The organism is Halorarum sp. SLYT50, assembly GCF_059821265.1.
Map to the genome: position 1 here is coordinate 248,142 of NZ_JCAMRW010000002.1, position 15,478 is coordinate 263,619.

Sequence of the window (15,478 nt, forward strand, 5' to 3'; positions counted from 1 at the left end):
CCGAGTCGGCGAGAGTGGAACCGGGACGAGGGAACTCACCGGCAGAGTGACGTCGCCTCCCGTTCCGTCGGTCGAGTATCTGACGGATCTCCCCTCGCTCCTATCGCTGCCCGTTCTCAGACGGGGACACTCTCCAGTGTCGCCTCTCGTGACCGCGGTTCCGTACGCAGACACGCACGGACGACGATCATTCCCCGCGGCCTCCGCACGGGGCGTATTCCAATTATCACATCTCGCACGACGGGCGGTTAAGTTAAGACCGAAAAGAAAAGACGAACTCTCGACCAGATGTCAACACACCGTCGCGGGGGGACGACGGCACCAGCCCCGGAGGAGGTGCGCAGCCGCGAACTACCACGGTCGGTCGAACGACTCGTCGACCAGTACGAGTCGGCGTTCGGCTGTCGCGACCGCTACATGTGGGGGTGGCTGGACGCGGTGCTCCCGACGTTCCAGCTCGTCTGCGTCCCGCCCCGGTATCAGAACGTAGCACACGAGGGACGACTGCTGGTCAGCGTCTACGTCACGGCGCTGAACGACCTCTCGGACAGACGCTCCGACTACCGCGCGTTCGAAGCGGCCGCGCGGGTCCCGTTCGACGGACCACCCGAACCGGGCCACCAGGCCGACGAGCCAGGCGTCCGACTCGCCGCCTCGGCGTGGGAGACGCTCGTCGACCGACTCGCCGGCGCGCCGAACTTCGAGGACTACCTGGCGACGCTCCGGGACGCGCTCGAGACCACCGCGGAGGCGCAGCGCCACTCCGTCGATGTGGCCGACAATCCGGGTTCGGCCGACTACGAGGAGTGTCTGACCGCCCAGTCGTCGACGATGTGTATGGACGCGCTCGCGACGGTCGACCTCGTCTGCTCGCCCGAGTTCGACCCGAACGACGAACCGGCGCTCAGGGAGGCGATTCGACTGGTCGAGCCGCTGGGGCGAGTCGGCAACTGGCTGACGACGTGGGAGCGCGAACTCGCCGAGGGCGACTTCGCCAACGGCGTGGTCGTTCGCGCCCTCGAGGAGGGGGCCGTCACGCCGTCGGACGTCCACCGAGCGCGGAGCGACTCCGAGTTCCGCCCCCTGTTCGGTGAGAAGATTCGCGAGGCCGGCATCGAGCGGATGATCGACCGCGACCGCGAGCGCCGCTTCCGGCGCGCTAGCGAGCGGACGTGGGACGTGAGCTCGGTCGACCTCGACGCGTTCGTGAGCGCGATGGACACCGTCTGGTCGTTCCACGAGGCGAGCTACGGTCACAAGTAGCCGTCTCTCGCCGTACGCTCGGCACTACTTTCCTCCCCCCGACGTTCGCTTTTCCCGTTGCCGAGCCAACGTCCGTAGAAAACCCGCCCGCGAGTATCTCAACTGTCGACCGGCGGCGTCGGTCTGCCTCAGTTCTCGTCGGACCGTTCGAGCCGAGCGAGTATCTGGTCGCAGAACGCCGCCTGCTCGTCCGCCCCCTTCTCCCGGAACTGGTCGTGCAGCGCCGAGACGATGTGGTAGTCCTTGTCGGCGAGTGATGCAGCCATGATAGACACGTGACCGACGAGAGTCATAAACGTGCTGCCCCGATTATCCGATAGTGATACTCCCAGGCGGCGACCGGCCGACCCCGGCGACCGGTCGCACACTGCGGCGTACATACCGTCACCGACTGCCGGACTCGGGGGTCGCTGTGCAGCCTCGACGACGACGACGCATCCTTCGGTTACGTCGCGTACGACGCGCCCGCTGCCCGATACACGCGGCCGAGGAGTCCCTCGACCGCTTTCCTGAGCCCCCCTCCGAGCGTCGCGCGTTCGCGGCGGTGCTGGGGGCCGTCGACGACGGGGTGAGTCGACTGCTCGCCGCGCTCGACGACCCCGGGGTCACCGACGAGTGACGAGCGAGCGCCGCGGACCGATCCGCGCAGTCGACGGAACTCGTGCGTCTCCCTCCCCGTCGACTCGCTGGACCCCTACTCGAGCACCATCGCCCGGTCCGGCGCGAGGAGGTACGGCGGGAGGTGCGCCGCGAGGTTCGACAGCGGGAGCACGTCGGGGCCGACGTCGATGCCGAGACGGTCGCACATGAACGCGCGGCGGGCTTGGATTCGCTCCCACGCCTCGGGGTACGCCGCCGCGAACCGCTCGCGCAGGTCGGCGTCGGCGAGGACGACCCCGTCCTCGGCGTTGCTCGTGAAGTACCGCGTCCCGGTCGCCGGGATGACGTCCATCTGGACCGCCGCGCCGGACCGGAACGCGGCGGTCGACCCCTCGTCGACGGGCGAGTCGACCCACTCGTCGAGGTGGATGAGGTGACCGGGGTTGAGGTCGACGCCGAAGAACTCGTCGCCGACGTGTTCGTGGACCGCGTCGTACACCTCGCCACCCGCGACGCCCACGCCGACCGTCTCGTACCACGCGGCGACCGCCCGGAAGTACGGCGCGACGAGTCGCTCGACGTAGTCGTCGACGTCGTCCGGGAGGTCGCCACGCTCCGCGGCGACGAACCCCGCCCGGCAGGTGAGCGCGCCCCAGACGCCGTACGCGGTGGTGAACGGGTCGCCCCGCTCGACCGTCCGGTCCGAGGGCGAGGGGAGCCCCATCGACGCCCGTTCGCCGGCCGAGAGCATCAGGTGACACGACCGCGGGAGCCCGATGGTCTCCATCTGGGCGACGACCTCGAACTCGGTCATCCCTGGCTCGACGGCCACCACGGCGTCCCGGATGGCGTTCGACGAGTGGCTCGCGGCGAACTCGAAGCGGGCTATCTGGTCGACGCCGTTCGTCGCGCGCATCCCCTCGGTCGCGTCCATCAACAGCGGGTTCGCGTTGCGGACGGCGGCCCGCCCGCCGGCCCGCGCCCTGACCGCCTCCACGACGTACGCGGGCACCTCGTGGGTCGTCTCCGGGTCGTCGAACTCGACCGCCGAGAAGTGCTTCCAGCCGGCGAGTCCGACGCTGTCGCCCCGGGCGACGCCGCCCCGTCGGAGGACGCGTCCCAGGTCGTCCGACTCGCTCCGCTCCTGGCCGAGCAGGCTGAAACTCCGGAACAGCGCCACGTCGAACTCCTCCGCGACGGGGCTGTCCGGGACGTACCCCTCGCCCTCGTTTCCGACGACGAGCGTCGGCGCGGCCGACTCGTCCGCGACGTCGACCACGAGGAGCGCCTCCTCGAAGCGCGGGTCGTAGCCGGTGAGGTACGCGAGGTTGGCGAAGTGTTCGCGGTCGCCGTAGACGACGACCGAGTCGTACCCCCGCTCGTCGGCACGGTCGCGGAGGCGGCGGAGTCGCCGACGGTAGCGGTCGGCCGGGAGGGCCGGCTGACGGTCCGGCGTCCCGAACGTCGGGAGGTCGACGTCGACGAGCGAGCAGGTCGGGTTCACGGGGGATGCTCGTCGACTCCGGGTAAAAGTGTACGCCCCCCGAGTAGTTCTCGATGGCTCCGTCCACGGCCCTCCGAACGGATTCGTTCGGAGGGGTCGGACGACGCCGTCCATGCGACCGACGACCGATTCGCGGAGGCGCGCTTCCGAGCACGTTCCGCGACCGGTCTACCCGCTCGACCCGGAGACGGAGTGGAACCCGGCCGTTCGACCCGATTGACGCACGGACCGAGCGAGTCGTCCAGTGGGAAAAGCTTGTATGTCGCCTGAACCCACGAGTGCGTATGACCGGACACGCGGACCCCGCGCCCTGCTGTGGCGGGTCGCGGACCGACCCCGGGCGCGACGCGGACGGCGCGGCCGACGTCGCCAGCGAGTCGGCCTCGGCCGCTCCGCCGCCGGGATCGACGTCGGTCGACGAGGTGGACACGGGTCGGATGGCGAAGGTGCCCGCGGGGGAGTTCACGATGGGAACCGACTCCGACGCGGGCTTCCCGGAGGACGGCGAGGGACCTGCGCACGACGTCTTCCTCGACGCGTACTACGTCGACAAGCACGCCGTGACGAACGCCGAGTTCTACCAGTTCGTCAGGGAGACGGGATACACCACGGAGGCCGAGGAGTTCGGCTGGTCGTTCGTCTTTCAGGACCTCCTCCCGGAGGAGAACGAGCAGTACGTCCGCGGGAACGTCCCCGAGGCGTCGTGGTGGCTGGGCGTGAACGGGGCGAACTGGCTCCGTCCGGAGGGCCCGGGCAGTTCCATCCAGGACCGCCTCGACCACCCGGTCGTCCACGTCTCCTACCGAGACGCGGCGGCCTACGCCGACTGGGCCGGCAAGCGTCTCCCGACGGAGGCCGAGTGGGAGAAGGCCGCCCGGGGCGGCCTCGACGGGGCGACGTACCCGTGGGGGGACGACCTCAAACCCGGCGGCGAGTGGCGGTGCAACATCTGGCAGGGGTCGTTCCCCGAGCGGAACACCGAACAGGACGGCTACTACGGGACGGCCCCGGTCGACGCGTTCCGGCAGAACGACTACGGCCTGTACAACCCGGCCGGGAACGTCTGGGAGTGGTGTCGCGACTGGTTCTCGCCGGAGTGGTACGAGCCGACCCCCGACGAGAACCCGCTGGGGCCCGACGACGGCGACGCGCGCGTGATGCGCGGCGGGTCGTACCTCTGTCACCGGTCGTGGTGCAACCGGTACCGGGTGGCCGCGCGCTCCTCGAACGACCCCGACTCGGGCGCGGGGAACATCGGGTTCCGGTGCGTCGTCGACGCGGCGTGACCCCTCACAGACGCGAATCGGGGCGGGCTGTTTCCGAGTCGCGTTCCGCGCGGACGCGAACCCGAACGAGCGACGGGGACACGTGGAAGATGGCCGACGACGAAGGTTCGGTCACGACCGAAGACACGATTACCGGACGGTCGGTGCCATCGCCAGCCGCGCGCGGCGTCGTCGAACAGGACGTCGAGGCACGCCTCGGTGGTAACGCCGCCGGGATACCCCGGCCGCCGTCTCGTGCGGACCCGCGAGAATGAACCGTTATACCGGTCGGTCCGGACGTACCGTCCGTGATGTCCGAATCCACGCTCGACCGACGCCCGAACGTCCTGCTCATACACGGACACGACCTGGGTCGTCACCTCGGCTGTTACGGAGAGCGCGTCCAGACGCCGGCCGTCGACGCGCTGAGCCGGGAGGGGGTCCAGTTCGACCGCTACTTCTGTACCGCGCCGCAGTGCTCCCCGAGTCGGGGGAGCATCGTCACCGGCAAGTACCCGCACAACAACGGCCTGATGGGACTCGTCCACCTCGGGTGGGAACTCGACGAGGGTGAGGTAGCGATGCCCGAGCGGTTCCGGGACGAGGGCTACTCGACGCACCTCTTCGGCGTCCAGCACGAAGCGAGCGACCCCGAGCGACTCGGCTACGACGACCACTGGACGGAGACGGAGCGTGCCCGGGAGGTGGCGGACGCCGCAACCGGGTTCCTCGAGGGCCGTTCGTCCGACGCCCCGTTCTTCGCGTCGGTGGGGTTCTTCGAACCGCACCGGTTCGGGCGGACTGAGGGCTGGCGGTTCGACGCGCCGCGGTACGACGCGCCCGACCCGGCCGACGTCGACGTTCCCGCCTACCTCCCCGACGTCGAACCGGTGCGGGAGGAGCTAGCTGCCTTCCGGGGGATGGTCCGGGCGGTCGACGAGGCCACGGGCCGCATCCTCGACGCCGTCGACGACGCCGGCCTGCGCGACGAGACGCTGGTCGTGTTCACCACCGACCACGGCATCGCGTTCCCCCGCGCGAAGGGAACGCTGTACGACGCCGGTATCGAGACGGCCCTCCTCGTCCGCCATCCGGCGCTCGCGTCGGGGGAGCGACGCGGGGAACTGCTCAGCAACGTCGACCTGCTCCCGACGCTACTCGACCTCGTGGACGGGGACGTCCCCGACGACATCGACGGCCGCTCGTTCGCGCCGCTCCTGACCGACCGCGGCGCTGCCGACGCCGCCGGCGGGGCGCACGAGGAGTACGAGGAACGCGACCTGATATTCCTCGAGGAGACGTTCCACGACAAGTACAACCCGACGAGAGGCGTCCGGACGGAGCGGTACAAGTACGTCCGCAACTTCGGGGACCTCCCGCTTGTGTACCTGCCACTCGACATCTTACAGTCGCCGTCGGGACGAGCGCTCTACGAGCGGTACTACACCGAGGAACGGCCTCGAGAGGAACTGTACGACCTACAGGCGGACCCGCTCGAAGAGGACAACCTCGTCGACGACCCCGACTACGCGGCGGTGGCCGACCGCCTCCAGAGTCGCCTGGACGACTGGCTCACCCGAACCGACGACCCCCTGCTAGACGGCGACGTTCCCGTCCCCCCCGAGCACGTGGAGAAACTGAAAGTGTACCCCTGGGGGTGACTGTCCGAAACAGTCACTAGGGGGAAAACTAACTGAAAAATGATTATTACACTTCGAAGGTAGTTATCGAGACGAATACGGAGAACGAACGGAGTCAGAGTTCTGAAGACCGAGCACGGAGGTGGGAGTCCCGGGGGGCCGTTCCTCCGCTCGTCGAGTCGTCTCGCGGTGCCGGAAACGGACCGAACGGGGACGGAGTGCACGGAACCAGCTCTCTCCATGTCGGGGTCGCGTGTATCGCCGACTTGCGCCGTCCCTCCTGGCCGGTCTCCCCTGTCCGACTGCCACGAACCGGGACGGCTCGTCGAACGCCCACCTAGATCTAAGTGTTATCTCTTCTGATAGTACGGAAGAAGTACATATTTGCGTACTCGTCCTCGCGCTGGAGAGGTATCCCGGAACCGAGCACTCGGCCCCCCCGGTTCGATACACCCGTCGAGTACCGGGCGCAAGTCAGCCGCGCGTCTCGCGTGGACGCACGTTTCGCAGTCCCACTCGGCAGTGTCCGCGAGTTCGGTTCCGTCTGTCCCGCTCGGAATGGACTCGTTTGCCGGTCTCCCCGGAGTTTTGCTCGTGGTCCCGCTCTGTCCGTCCATGACCGAGCGACCGTGGGGGGACGCGCCCATCTCGGACGAGACGGTCGAGATGTTCCGTCGATTCGGCCGCGTTCGGGCGTCTCAGCACAGAGAGACCATCGAGGCGGCCGTCGGCCGCCTGGCCGGGGAGTTGGCCCGCCAGCGCGCCGACCGAGCCGCGATCGCGGAAACCGCCCGCCGGGTGGAGGCGTCGGTCCCGCGACGGTACGGGGCGGAAGTCGACGGGATGGCAGTGGTACTCGGGGTCCCCGACAGCGACCTCCGGACTTACGTGTTCGGAACGAGCGAGTTCCAGGACGCCTTGACGCCCGCCGGCGTCTCCGGCCCGACCGCTCCCGACGAGGGGTGTTCGAACGTCCTGGTTCCCGGCGAGCGCTCGGCGACGGGAGTCCCGCTGGTGCTCAAGAACCGGGACATCACGTCACGAGGAGTCCGTCCGCAGGTCGTCCTCGAAGCGCCCGCGCTCGGCCCCTACAACGGGTTCCTGACCACGACGACGGCGGGGAACGCGTTCGTCTACCAGGGCGTCAACACCGCGGGACTCGCGGTGGCGAACACGTTCGTCGACCGCGCGGCCGAGGGCGTCTCGACCGAGGACCGCCTGCTGAACGGCGTCGTCGTCCGCGACGTGTTGGAGCGTTGTGACTCCGTCGAGGAGGCGCTCGAGCGCGCCGCCTCGATTCCGGTCGAGCGGAATCAGGGGCTCACGCTCTTCCTGGCCGATGCGACCGACGCGGAGGTCCTCGAGATCGACCCGTCCGGTGACCGCGTAGAGCGCGTCGCGGACGGTCTCACCGCCCGGACGAATCACTTTCCGGGCGAGACCGACGGCGGTCGAAGTTCTGCGCTCCGGTTGAGACGTCTGCGAGAACTCCTGGAGGACGTCGAGTCGGAAGTCTCGACCGACACCCTCGACGACGTCGCGCGCGACCACCGCCACGGACCGGGTCCCAACTCCATCTGTCGCCACCCGACGACCGACGGTGACCAGTACGCACACGCCGAGTCGACGACGGTGAGTTCCGCGGTCCTGGTCGGCGGCGAGCGGCGGATTCGAACGGTACAGGGCAACCCCTGTGAGCGCCGACCGACGACGTACGAACTCAGAGACCGCTCGCTCTCCGAACTGGAGGACATGGTCGGGACGGACGACGGGACGGCGGACGCTCGCCAGTAGCGAGGAGCGGTATCGAACTCCCTCCCGTCCTCGCTCGTTTCTGCGCACGCACGGCGCCCCGTCGCGGTTCCGGTGGGAGTCCTCTCCGCTCCGCTCCCCCGCTGCGAGTGGAGTCGCGGTCCCAAACGTGTATGAGAACTGGACGAAATGAATCAGTAGCGATATGTCGGACGACACTGTATGGACTCCCGATGAGCATCGTAATCGTCGGCACGCTCGACACGAAAGGCGAGGAACTCTCCTTCGCGCGGGAGGTCATCGAGGACCAGGGACTCGACGTCCACTTCGTCGATACGGGCGTCGTGGGCGACCCGGAGGGAGACCCGGAGACCAGCGCGGCCGAGGTGGCCGAGGCGGCCGGGACGTCCCTCGAGCACCTGCGCGAGGAGGCCGACCGGGGGGAGGCCATGGACGCGATGGGCAGGGGCGCCGCGTCTATCGCCAGAGACCTCCACGAGGAAGGGACCCTCGAGGGAGTGCTCGGCCTCGGCGGGTCCGGCAACACGTCCGTCGCCACGACCGCGATGCGAGCGCTCCCCTACGGGGTACCCAAACTCATGGTCTCGACGATGGCCTCCGGCGACGTGCGCCCGTACGTCGAGGCGCGCGACATCATGATGCTGTACTCGGTCGCCGACATCGAGGGGTTGAACCAGCTCACCCGGCGCATCATCTCGAACGCCGCGCTCGCGATGGTCGGCATGGTCGCGAACGAACCCGACATCGACGTCGAAGACAACCCCACCGTCGGCATCACCATGTTCGGCGTCACCACGCCGTGCGCCCAACGAGCGCGCGAGTGGCTCGAAGACAACGGCTACGAAGTGCTCGTGTTTCACGCGACGGGGACGGGCGGGCGCGCGATGGAGAACCTGGTCGAGCAGGGCATCATCGACGGCGTCCTCGACATCACCACGACCGAGTGGGCGGACGAACTCGTGGGGGGCGTCCTGAGCGCGGGCCCCGACCGACTGGAGGCTCCCGGCCGGATGGGCGTACCGCACGTGGTGTCGACGGGCGCGCTCGACATGGTGAACTTCGGGACGCCCGACTCGGTCCCCGAGGAGTTCGAGGGCCGCACGTTCCACCAGCACAACCCGCAGGTCACGCTCATGCGCACCACGCCCGAGGAGAACGCCGAACTCGGCCGCATCATCGCCGGGAAACTGAACGAGGCGACCGGGCCGACCGCGCTGTTCCTCCCACTGCAGGGCGTCTCGATGCTCGACGTGGAGGGGGAGGACTTCTACGACCCCGAGGCCGACCGGGAGTTGTTCGACGCGCTCCGCGAGACCCTCTCCGACGGCGTGGAACTCGTCGAGATGGACACCGACATCAACGACGAGGAGTTCGCAGTGGCGATGGCCCGCAAACTCGACGAGTACATGACCGAAACTACCTGAGCCGAGTCGGGTCGCGGCGAACGCCGTTTCGGGTTGGGAGGCGGACCGGCCCAACTCGGGCTGGGCGGGTCGGTTCAGAATTCGATGGATTTGAACTCGCGGGCCTGGTTCTCGATGGCCTCCTCGGTGGGGAGCCGTTCGAGACTGGACGCGCCGAAGAAGCCGACGACGCCCTCGGTGTTGTTGAGGACGTACTCGGCGTCGTCGGGCCACGCGATGGGGCCGCCGTGGCAGATGACCAGCGCGTCGTCGTTCACGTCGGTGGCGGCGTCGTGGATCGCTTGCACCCGGTCGGCGGCCTCGTCGAGGTCGAAGGCGGTCTCGGCGCCGATGTCGCCGCTCGTGGTGAGGCCCATGTGGGCGACGATGACGTCCGCGCCGGCTGCGGCCATCGCGCGGGCGTCGTCCTCGTCGAAGACGTACGGGCAGGTGAGCAGTCCCTTCTGGTTGGCGAGTTCGACCATGTCGACCTCCTGCTGGTAGCTCATGGCGGTCTCCTCGAGGTTCTGTCGGAACTGGCCGTCGATGAGCCCGACGGTGGGGAAGTTCTGGACGCCCGAGAAGCCGAGGCGCTTGAGTTCGTCGAGGAAGACGTCCATCTCGCGGAAGGGGTCGGTCCCGCAGACGCCGGCCAGGACGGGGGTGTCCTGGACGATGGGGAGGACTTCGCGGGACATGTCGAGGACGATTTCGTTGGCGTCGCCGTACGGGAGGAGGCCGGCGAGCGAGCCGCGGCCGTTCATGCGGTAGCGCCCGGAGTTGTAGATGATGATGAGGTCGACGCCGCCTCGCTCGGCGAACTTCGCGGAGATACCGGTCCCGGCGCCGGCGCCGATGATTGGGTCGCCTGCGTCGACGCTCTCCTCGAGTCGCGCTCGTGATTCGGATTTGCTGAACTCCATCTTGGTGCCTCGACCGGTAGGTGGTCGCACCGCTCTATAGTATTTTCGACAAGTGGAGACCGCCCGGGACGACGGTCCGGTAGCCGACCGTCGTTCCATCGGTCCGTCGACCGTTCAACTCGGCGGGGGAACGCCGGCCGGTCCGCCACCGCCGGATATCGAAGGGTCAGTCGGCGGTGTTTTGTGGAGGGGACCCGTGAAGCAGATTCCACTGACGACAGGTGACCCGCGAAAGAACGGTCTCGTGTAGCGGAAGCGAAAAACGGACGCAGAGATGCGCAGTCACGGATACGTCCCGTAGAGACTCCGGTTCTCTCGAGGGGCGCAACCGGTGGAGCGAACCCCTCGACGGTCGTCCCGGTCTAGGACGGACGGATTCCGTGGTGGCTCCAGCCTTCCGGTGACGGCGGATGTCCTCGACTCAGTGTTGTCACATATGCGCGCCGGTCCGTCGTCAGTGCCGATATCTCGACCGGCCCGATTCGGGCTCAACCGGTCTTTTCCCCCGAATCGAAGCCGACCGCGACTGGACCATCTGATTACAGGTGTATGTTTGTAATTGCGACTCGGAAACCGAGTTCAGCTTCTGGCCGGGGTCGGTTTCCCTCTCCGTACCGGTATCACGGCAAGTGGGACGCTCACTTGCCGCCCGCTCTCGAAACAGGAACAGTGCTTCCGGTCTTGGGTCCCCGGTGGCCCTCTAGCCGGGTGGGAAGGGATGGAACTATCACGCTCTGCACGAGTACGCGGGTCGGGGAACCCGAGTTTGGACGATCTCGTCCGCTCAGGCGCGTGGGAGACGGCGTCGCCTCCGGAACTGCGACGTCCCGTTCTCCCTCGAGGTGTTACTGGACGAGGTAGGTGACAGTTCGGCCGGGGAGTGTCTCGGCGATACGACCGTCAGGGAACCGCCCTTTCGCTTCCCGAAGCGAGTGTGCGTCGACGCAGACCGCCGTTCCCTCGCCTCCTCTGTCCGACGTGGACGTGAGGGTCGGCCTCGTCGAGGCTGACGGCCGTCGCCAGCCCGTCGTGGCCTGGATTCGAACGTGATGGGCCCCGTCGTACGCCCCCCCTTTGTCTCGTAACCCGTGTGAGTTATCGGCAGCCTCTTTCGGGAGCGGGAGTCGAGGGCAGTCATCTGAGCGATAATAATAACAGAAATCTATATACTGGAAATTTTTATAATTTTTCTTTGAATAGGCGCACTGCTTACGGGTAGACACACCATGCAGAAGTCGACTCGGCCCTGACTGGCGGAATCGAGGTCAGTAACCGAGTTCGATATGTTTACACCCGAACTTGATCGTGACGTTTTCGGCTGGACGTTCTCCGGTCAAACAGGAGTGCTACCGCTCACCCCGGCATCCCACGCCTGTGTATTTTGTTCATACGCTAGTATATGTACTATTTTGTGTTTGACTTCACCTCAGATACGCAACTTGTTCTCTGGAGAGGGGAGCGCTCCGACGTCCTCGCCTACCGAAATCCGGGGGGTGGCTGTGGTGTTCTCGGGGAACGGAGGCGGAGTCATCCGTCCTACAGTGGCCGACACACGGATCGAGGATACTGACGTGGACCGGCGAGACTCCCTCCAGCCAGGGTCTCGATACCCACCCGAGCGTACCGTCGTTCGTCGACGCGTCGCTGCCCACCGCGTCACTCTGCGGCCTCCCGTGGCCGTAAACTGCCGCTTCTCCCCGTCGTCGGTTCAAGAACCGCCTGTTCTCTCTCCTACTGAGGTACGCGCGGTGGAACCTGTAGACGCGTTACCCCGCCCATCGTCCGCGCTCTCGAACGAACGCTTCGAAGCGGGAACCGACGTCGCCCGCCGTTCGACGGAACCTCCCGTCGGTCCGTGAGTCGATTCGACACCGACCGTTCCCGAGAAGCCGTGGACCGCGACCGGTGGGCGACCGGGGCCGGGCTTCGCTCCGGGCCGGAGCGCCGGCTTCAGTCGACCCGGTCGGCCTCGGTCGCCACGGCTTCCATCGCCAGGTCGGGGCTGGAGAGGACGGGCACGTCGACCCGTTCGGCCAGGTCGCGTTCCACGTGCGCCATCGACGCCTGCGCGAGGACGGCCACGTCGGTCTCGGCCGCCACGTCCGCGACGCGGTCGCCGACGAGGCGGTCGTGTTCGGCTATGTCGCCGGATTCCCGCGCTTCCAGCGCGCCCTCGACGAGTTCGGACGCGACGGTGACGTCTTTCCCTGCCTGCTCCGCCTTCCGCTCGACTAACGCCGTGCTCGGTCCGAGCGTGGACGCGGCCGTCGCGACGACGGTGACGTGACGGCCGAGGTCGACCGCCCGCTCCGTCATCGGGTCGTCTATCTTCAGAATCGGAACGTCGACGAGTTCCCGCGCGACGTCCACCGCGGGCGACGTACTCGAACAGGTGTCGAGGACGACGTCGGCTCCCGCCTCCTCGGCCAGCGAGAGCTGCGTGCAGAGTCGTCTCGTAATCCCCGGCGTCAACTCGCCGACGGCGAGCGCGTCCTGGAGCGTGCTTTCGTCGACGACGTGGAAGCGGTCGGCGTCGGGAACGTACTCGTCGGCCAGTTCGTCGAACCGGTCCGACAGTCCGGCGACCGTGTGGAAGAAGCAGATGCGAGCGCTCATGAAGGTATCAGGTCCGACCGTACGATTCGGGTCCGCCTACAAAGGGTTTCTCCTCGCGCGCCCGCTCGACCGTCCGGCTACTCCTCCCCGGTCTGTCCGTACTCCTCGCCGAACATCTGCCGGAGTTCCCCTACCGTCTCGTCCGGGAGCACCGCCGGGTCGCCGATCGCGCGGGCCTGGTAGTGGACGCGGGCGCAGAACTCGACCATCATCGCGACCGTCAGCGCGTCGTCGCCGGTGTCACCGACGGCGATGACGCCGTGGTTCTTCAACAGGACGGCGTCGTGGTCGTCGCCCATCGCCTCGGCCGCCAGCCGTCCCAGTTCCTCGGTGCCCGGCGGCGCGTACCCGCACACGGGTATCTCCGTCCCCGCGTAGGCGATGAGGTAGTGTGACGCCGGAATCGACTCGCCGAGGCTCGCGAACGTGCTCGCGTACGGCGAGTGGGTGTGAACGATGCCCCCGACGTCCGGCCGGTTCCGGTAGACGAGCGCGTGCATCGGCGTCTCGCTCGACGGTTTCAGGTCGCCGGCGACGCGTTCGCCGTCGAGGCCGACGACCGGGGTCGTGTCGGCGTCGACGTCCTCGTACGGGACGCCCGAGGGGCTGACGGCGAACCGGTCGCCGTTCCGGACGCTCACGTTCCCCCCGGTTCCCTTGGTCAGATCCTGCGCGAGCATCTCGCGTCCGACGTCGCCGACCCGTTCCCGCTCCGCTCGCAGCGGTGTCTCGTCCGTCATGTGTCGTCCTACCGGCGACGGACGTGATAAGCGTTGGCTCGTCGAGTCCGACGTCGGTCGCCGGGCCGGCCGCCAGCGCGACGGGGTGAACAGGAGATTTAACAGGTCGTGCCGCGAGGACCGACCATGGCTCTGGCCGGGCGACGACGCGGAGCGCCGGTGAGGTGGAGTGCGGTACGACCGACGCGCGAGCGAGGAGGCAGAGCGTCGTGACCGAGTCGGCCGAGCATTCCGGCGATTCGCTCATCTTGACGTTCTACGGCGACGACGTCACGGGGTCGACCGACGCGATGGACGCGCTGGCTCGGTCTGGCATCGAGACGGTGCTGTTCCTCGATTCGCCGGACGCCGAGACGGTGTCGACGGAGTTCCCCGGGGCACGAGTCGTGGGCGTGGCGGGGACGAGTCGGTCCATGACGCCGGACGAGATGGACCGGGCGCTCCCGCCCGCCTTCTCGGCGCTGTGCGACCTCGGCGCGCCGCTGGTCCACTACAAGGTCTGTTCCACGTTCGACTCCGCGCCCGAGGTGGGGAGCATCGGACGGGCCATCGACATCGGGAGCGACGTGCTCGGGACCGACTCGGTCCCGGTCGTTCCCGCGGCGCCGCCCCTCGGACGATACGTCGCGTTCGGCAACATGTTCGCGGCCGACGTCGACGACGTCTACCGCCTCGACCGCCACCCGACCATGCGCGACCACCCGGTGACGCCGATGGACGAGAGCGACCTGCGCCGCCACCTCGCCGACCAGACCGACCGCTCGATGGGACTGGTCGACGTCCGCTCGCTGGGCGACGGGGTCGAGGCGGCCGTCGAGGGACTCGACGACGCGCTCACGGACGACCCCGGCGTTGTCCTCTTCGACACTATCGACGAGGCCGACGCACGGACGGTCGGCGGTGCCGTCTGGCGGCGGTACGCGCGAGCGCCCGGACCAACGGCGGAGAAACCAGACGCGACGGGAGTCGGCGCGGACGGCCCCTCGCCGTCGTTCGTCGTCGGGTCGTCTGGCTTCCAGTACGCGCTGGCCGACCACTGGGCGACCGCGGGAGTGGTCGCAGGCGACCCGGCGTTCGAGTCGCTCCCCCCCGCCGACCGGGTCGTCGTGATGTCGGGGAGCGCGTCGCCGCTGACCGCGACCCAGATCGACGCGGCGGTGGACGCGGGGTTCGTCGGCGTCCGAGTCGACACGGCGGCGCTCGTCGACCCGTCGACCGCCGCCGAGGAGCGCGAGCGGGTCGTCGCCGAGTCGCTCGACGCGCTCGCCGCCGGCGACAGCGTCGTCGTCTACGCCGCGCGGGGGCCGGACGACGACGCCATCGAGGCGACGGCGCGCCGCGCCGCCCGCCTGGCCGACCCGCCGACCGACGTCGGTCGGTACGTCGCCGAACAGCAGGGGGGGCTCCTCAGGGCCGTCCTCGACGCCGCCGCCGTCGACCGCGTCGTGGTCGCCGGCGGCGACACGTGCGGGCGCGTGACCCCCGCGCTCGACGTCTACGCGCTGGAGACGCGGTTCCCGCTCGCGCCCGGAAGCCCGATATGTTCGGCTCACGCGTCGACCCCGCGATTCGACGGCCTCGAAATCGCGCTCAAGGGGGGTCAACTCGGCGGCGAACGATACTTCGTTCGCGCACGGGACGGTGCGACGGACTGGTGAGTCGAGCGCGGTTCCGACGGGTGCCGACGAGAGACGACGTCGGCCGTTCGCCCGGCCATCCGCGTCGGGAGTAACTATTTCTGCGGCACCGCC

At 68.3% G+C, this 15,478-nt stretch carries 12 protein-coding genes; 7 read left to right on the forward strand and 5 right to left on the reverse strand.

The features are described 5' to 3' along the window. Nucleotides 1-288 precede the first annotated feature (288 nt). Complete coding sequence (locus tag AC6RUA_RS16735) at nt 289-1,263, forward strand: hypothetical protein (protein ID WP_499815486.1); 975 nt, start codon at nt 289-291, stop codon at nt 1,261-1,263. Nucleotides 1,264-1,391: 128 nt separating this feature from the next. Here the strand turns inward: AC6RUA_RS16735 and AC6RUA_RS16740 are convergent, their stop codons facing one another. Both AC6RUA_RS16740 and AC6RUA_RS16745 read right to left on the reverse strand, forming a co-directional pair. Then, the gene (locus tag AC6RUA_RS16740; protein WP_499815487.1) at nt 1,392-1,529 is read right to left on the reverse strand and encodes a hypothetical protein; all 138 of its coding nucleotides are present in this window, start codon (nt 1,527-1,529) and stop codon (nt 1,392-1,394) included. A gap of 428 nt (nt 1,530-1,957) precedes the next feature. Further along, nucleotides 1,958-3,367 carry a M24 family metallopeptidase gene (locus AC6RUA_RS16745; RefSeq protein WP_499815488.1) on the reverse strand — a complete coding sequence of 470 codons (1,410 nt, stop codon included), beginning with the start codon at nt 3,365-3,367 and terminating at the stop codon, nt 1,958-1,960. Between the two features lie 284 nt (nt 3,368-3,651). Between AC6RUA_RS16745 and AC6RUA_RS16750 the strand changes: the two genes are divergently transcribed. The 5 genes from AC6RUA_RS16750 (at nt 3,652) to AC6RUA_RS16770 (ending at nt 9,469) form a co-directional block, all read left to right on the forward strand. Continuing rightward, the gene (locus AC6RUA_RS16750) at nt 3,652-4,653 is read left to right on the forward strand and encodes a formylglycine-generating enzyme family protein (RefSeq protein WP_499815489.1); all 1,002 of its coding nucleotides are present in this window, start codon (nt 3,652-3,654) and stop codon (nt 4,651-4,653) included. Nucleotides 4,654-4,742: 89 nt separating this feature from the next. Beyond that, the gene (locus AC6RUA_RS16755) at nt 4,743-4,907 is read left to right on the forward strand and encodes a hypothetical protein (RefSeq protein WP_499815490.1); all 165 of its coding nucleotides are present in this window, start codon (nt 4,743-4,745) and stop codon (nt 4,905-4,907) included. Nucleotides 4,908-5,000: 93 nt separating this feature from the next. Then, a complete protein-coding gene (locus AC6RUA_RS16760; RefSeq protein WP_499815887.1) occupies nt 5,001-6,293 on the forward strand; it encodes a sulfatase family protein in 1,293 nt (430 codons plus the stop codon). A gap of 594 nt (nt 6,294-6,887) precedes the next feature. Next, nucleotides 6,888-8,066 (forward strand): C45 family autoproteolytic acyltransferase/hydrolase, encoded by a 1,179-nt coding sequence (locus AC6RUA_RS16765; RefSeq protein ID WP_499815491.1) that lies wholly within the window; start codon nt 6,888-6,890, stop codon nt 8,064-8,066. A gap of 191 nt (nt 8,067-8,257) precedes the next feature. Beyond that, entirely contained in the window at nt 8,258-9,469 is a 1,212-nt protein-coding gene (locus tag AC6RUA_RS16770) for a Tm-1-like ATP-binding domain-containing protein (protein ID WP_499815492.1), read from the forward strand. A 74-nt stretch (nt 9,470-9,543) separates the two neighbouring features. Here AC6RUA_RS16770 and AC6RUA_RS16775 read toward each other — a convergent pair whose 3' ends face one another. The 3 genes from AC6RUA_RS16775 to AC6RUA_RS16785 form a co-directional block, all read right to left on the reverse strand. Next, on the reverse strand, nt 9,544-10,371 hold the full coding sequence (locus AC6RUA_RS16775) for a phosphoenolpyruvate hydrolase family protein (protein ID WP_499815493.1): 828 nt from the start codon (nt 10,369-10,371) through the stop codon (nt 9,544-9,546). Between the two features lie 1,950 nt (nt 10,372-12,321). After that, nucleotides 12,322-12,987, reverse strand: coding sequence for an aspartate/glutamate racemase family protein (locus AC6RUA_RS16780; RefSeq protein ID WP_499815494.1), 666 nt, complete (start codon nt 12,985-12,987; stop codon nt 12,322-12,324). A gap of 77 nt (nt 12,988-13,064) precedes the next feature. Then, nucleotides 13,065-13,727: a class II aldolase/adducin family protein gene (locus AC6RUA_RS16785; protein WP_499815495.1), complete on the reverse strand. Its 663-nt coding sequence runs from the start codon at nt 13,725-13,727 to the stop codon at nt 13,065-13,067. A 209-nt stretch (nt 13,728-13,936) separates the two neighbouring features. Here AC6RUA_RS16785 and AC6RUA_RS16790 point away from each other — a divergent pair, with 209 nt between their 5' ends. Beyond that, on the forward strand, nt 13,937-15,385 hold the full coding sequence (locus AC6RUA_RS16790) for a four-carbon acid sugar kinase family protein (RefSeq protein ID WP_499815496.1): 1,449 nt from the start codon (nt 13,937-13,939) through the stop codon (nt 15,383-15,385). Nucleotides 15,386-15,478 lie beyond the last annotated feature (93 nt).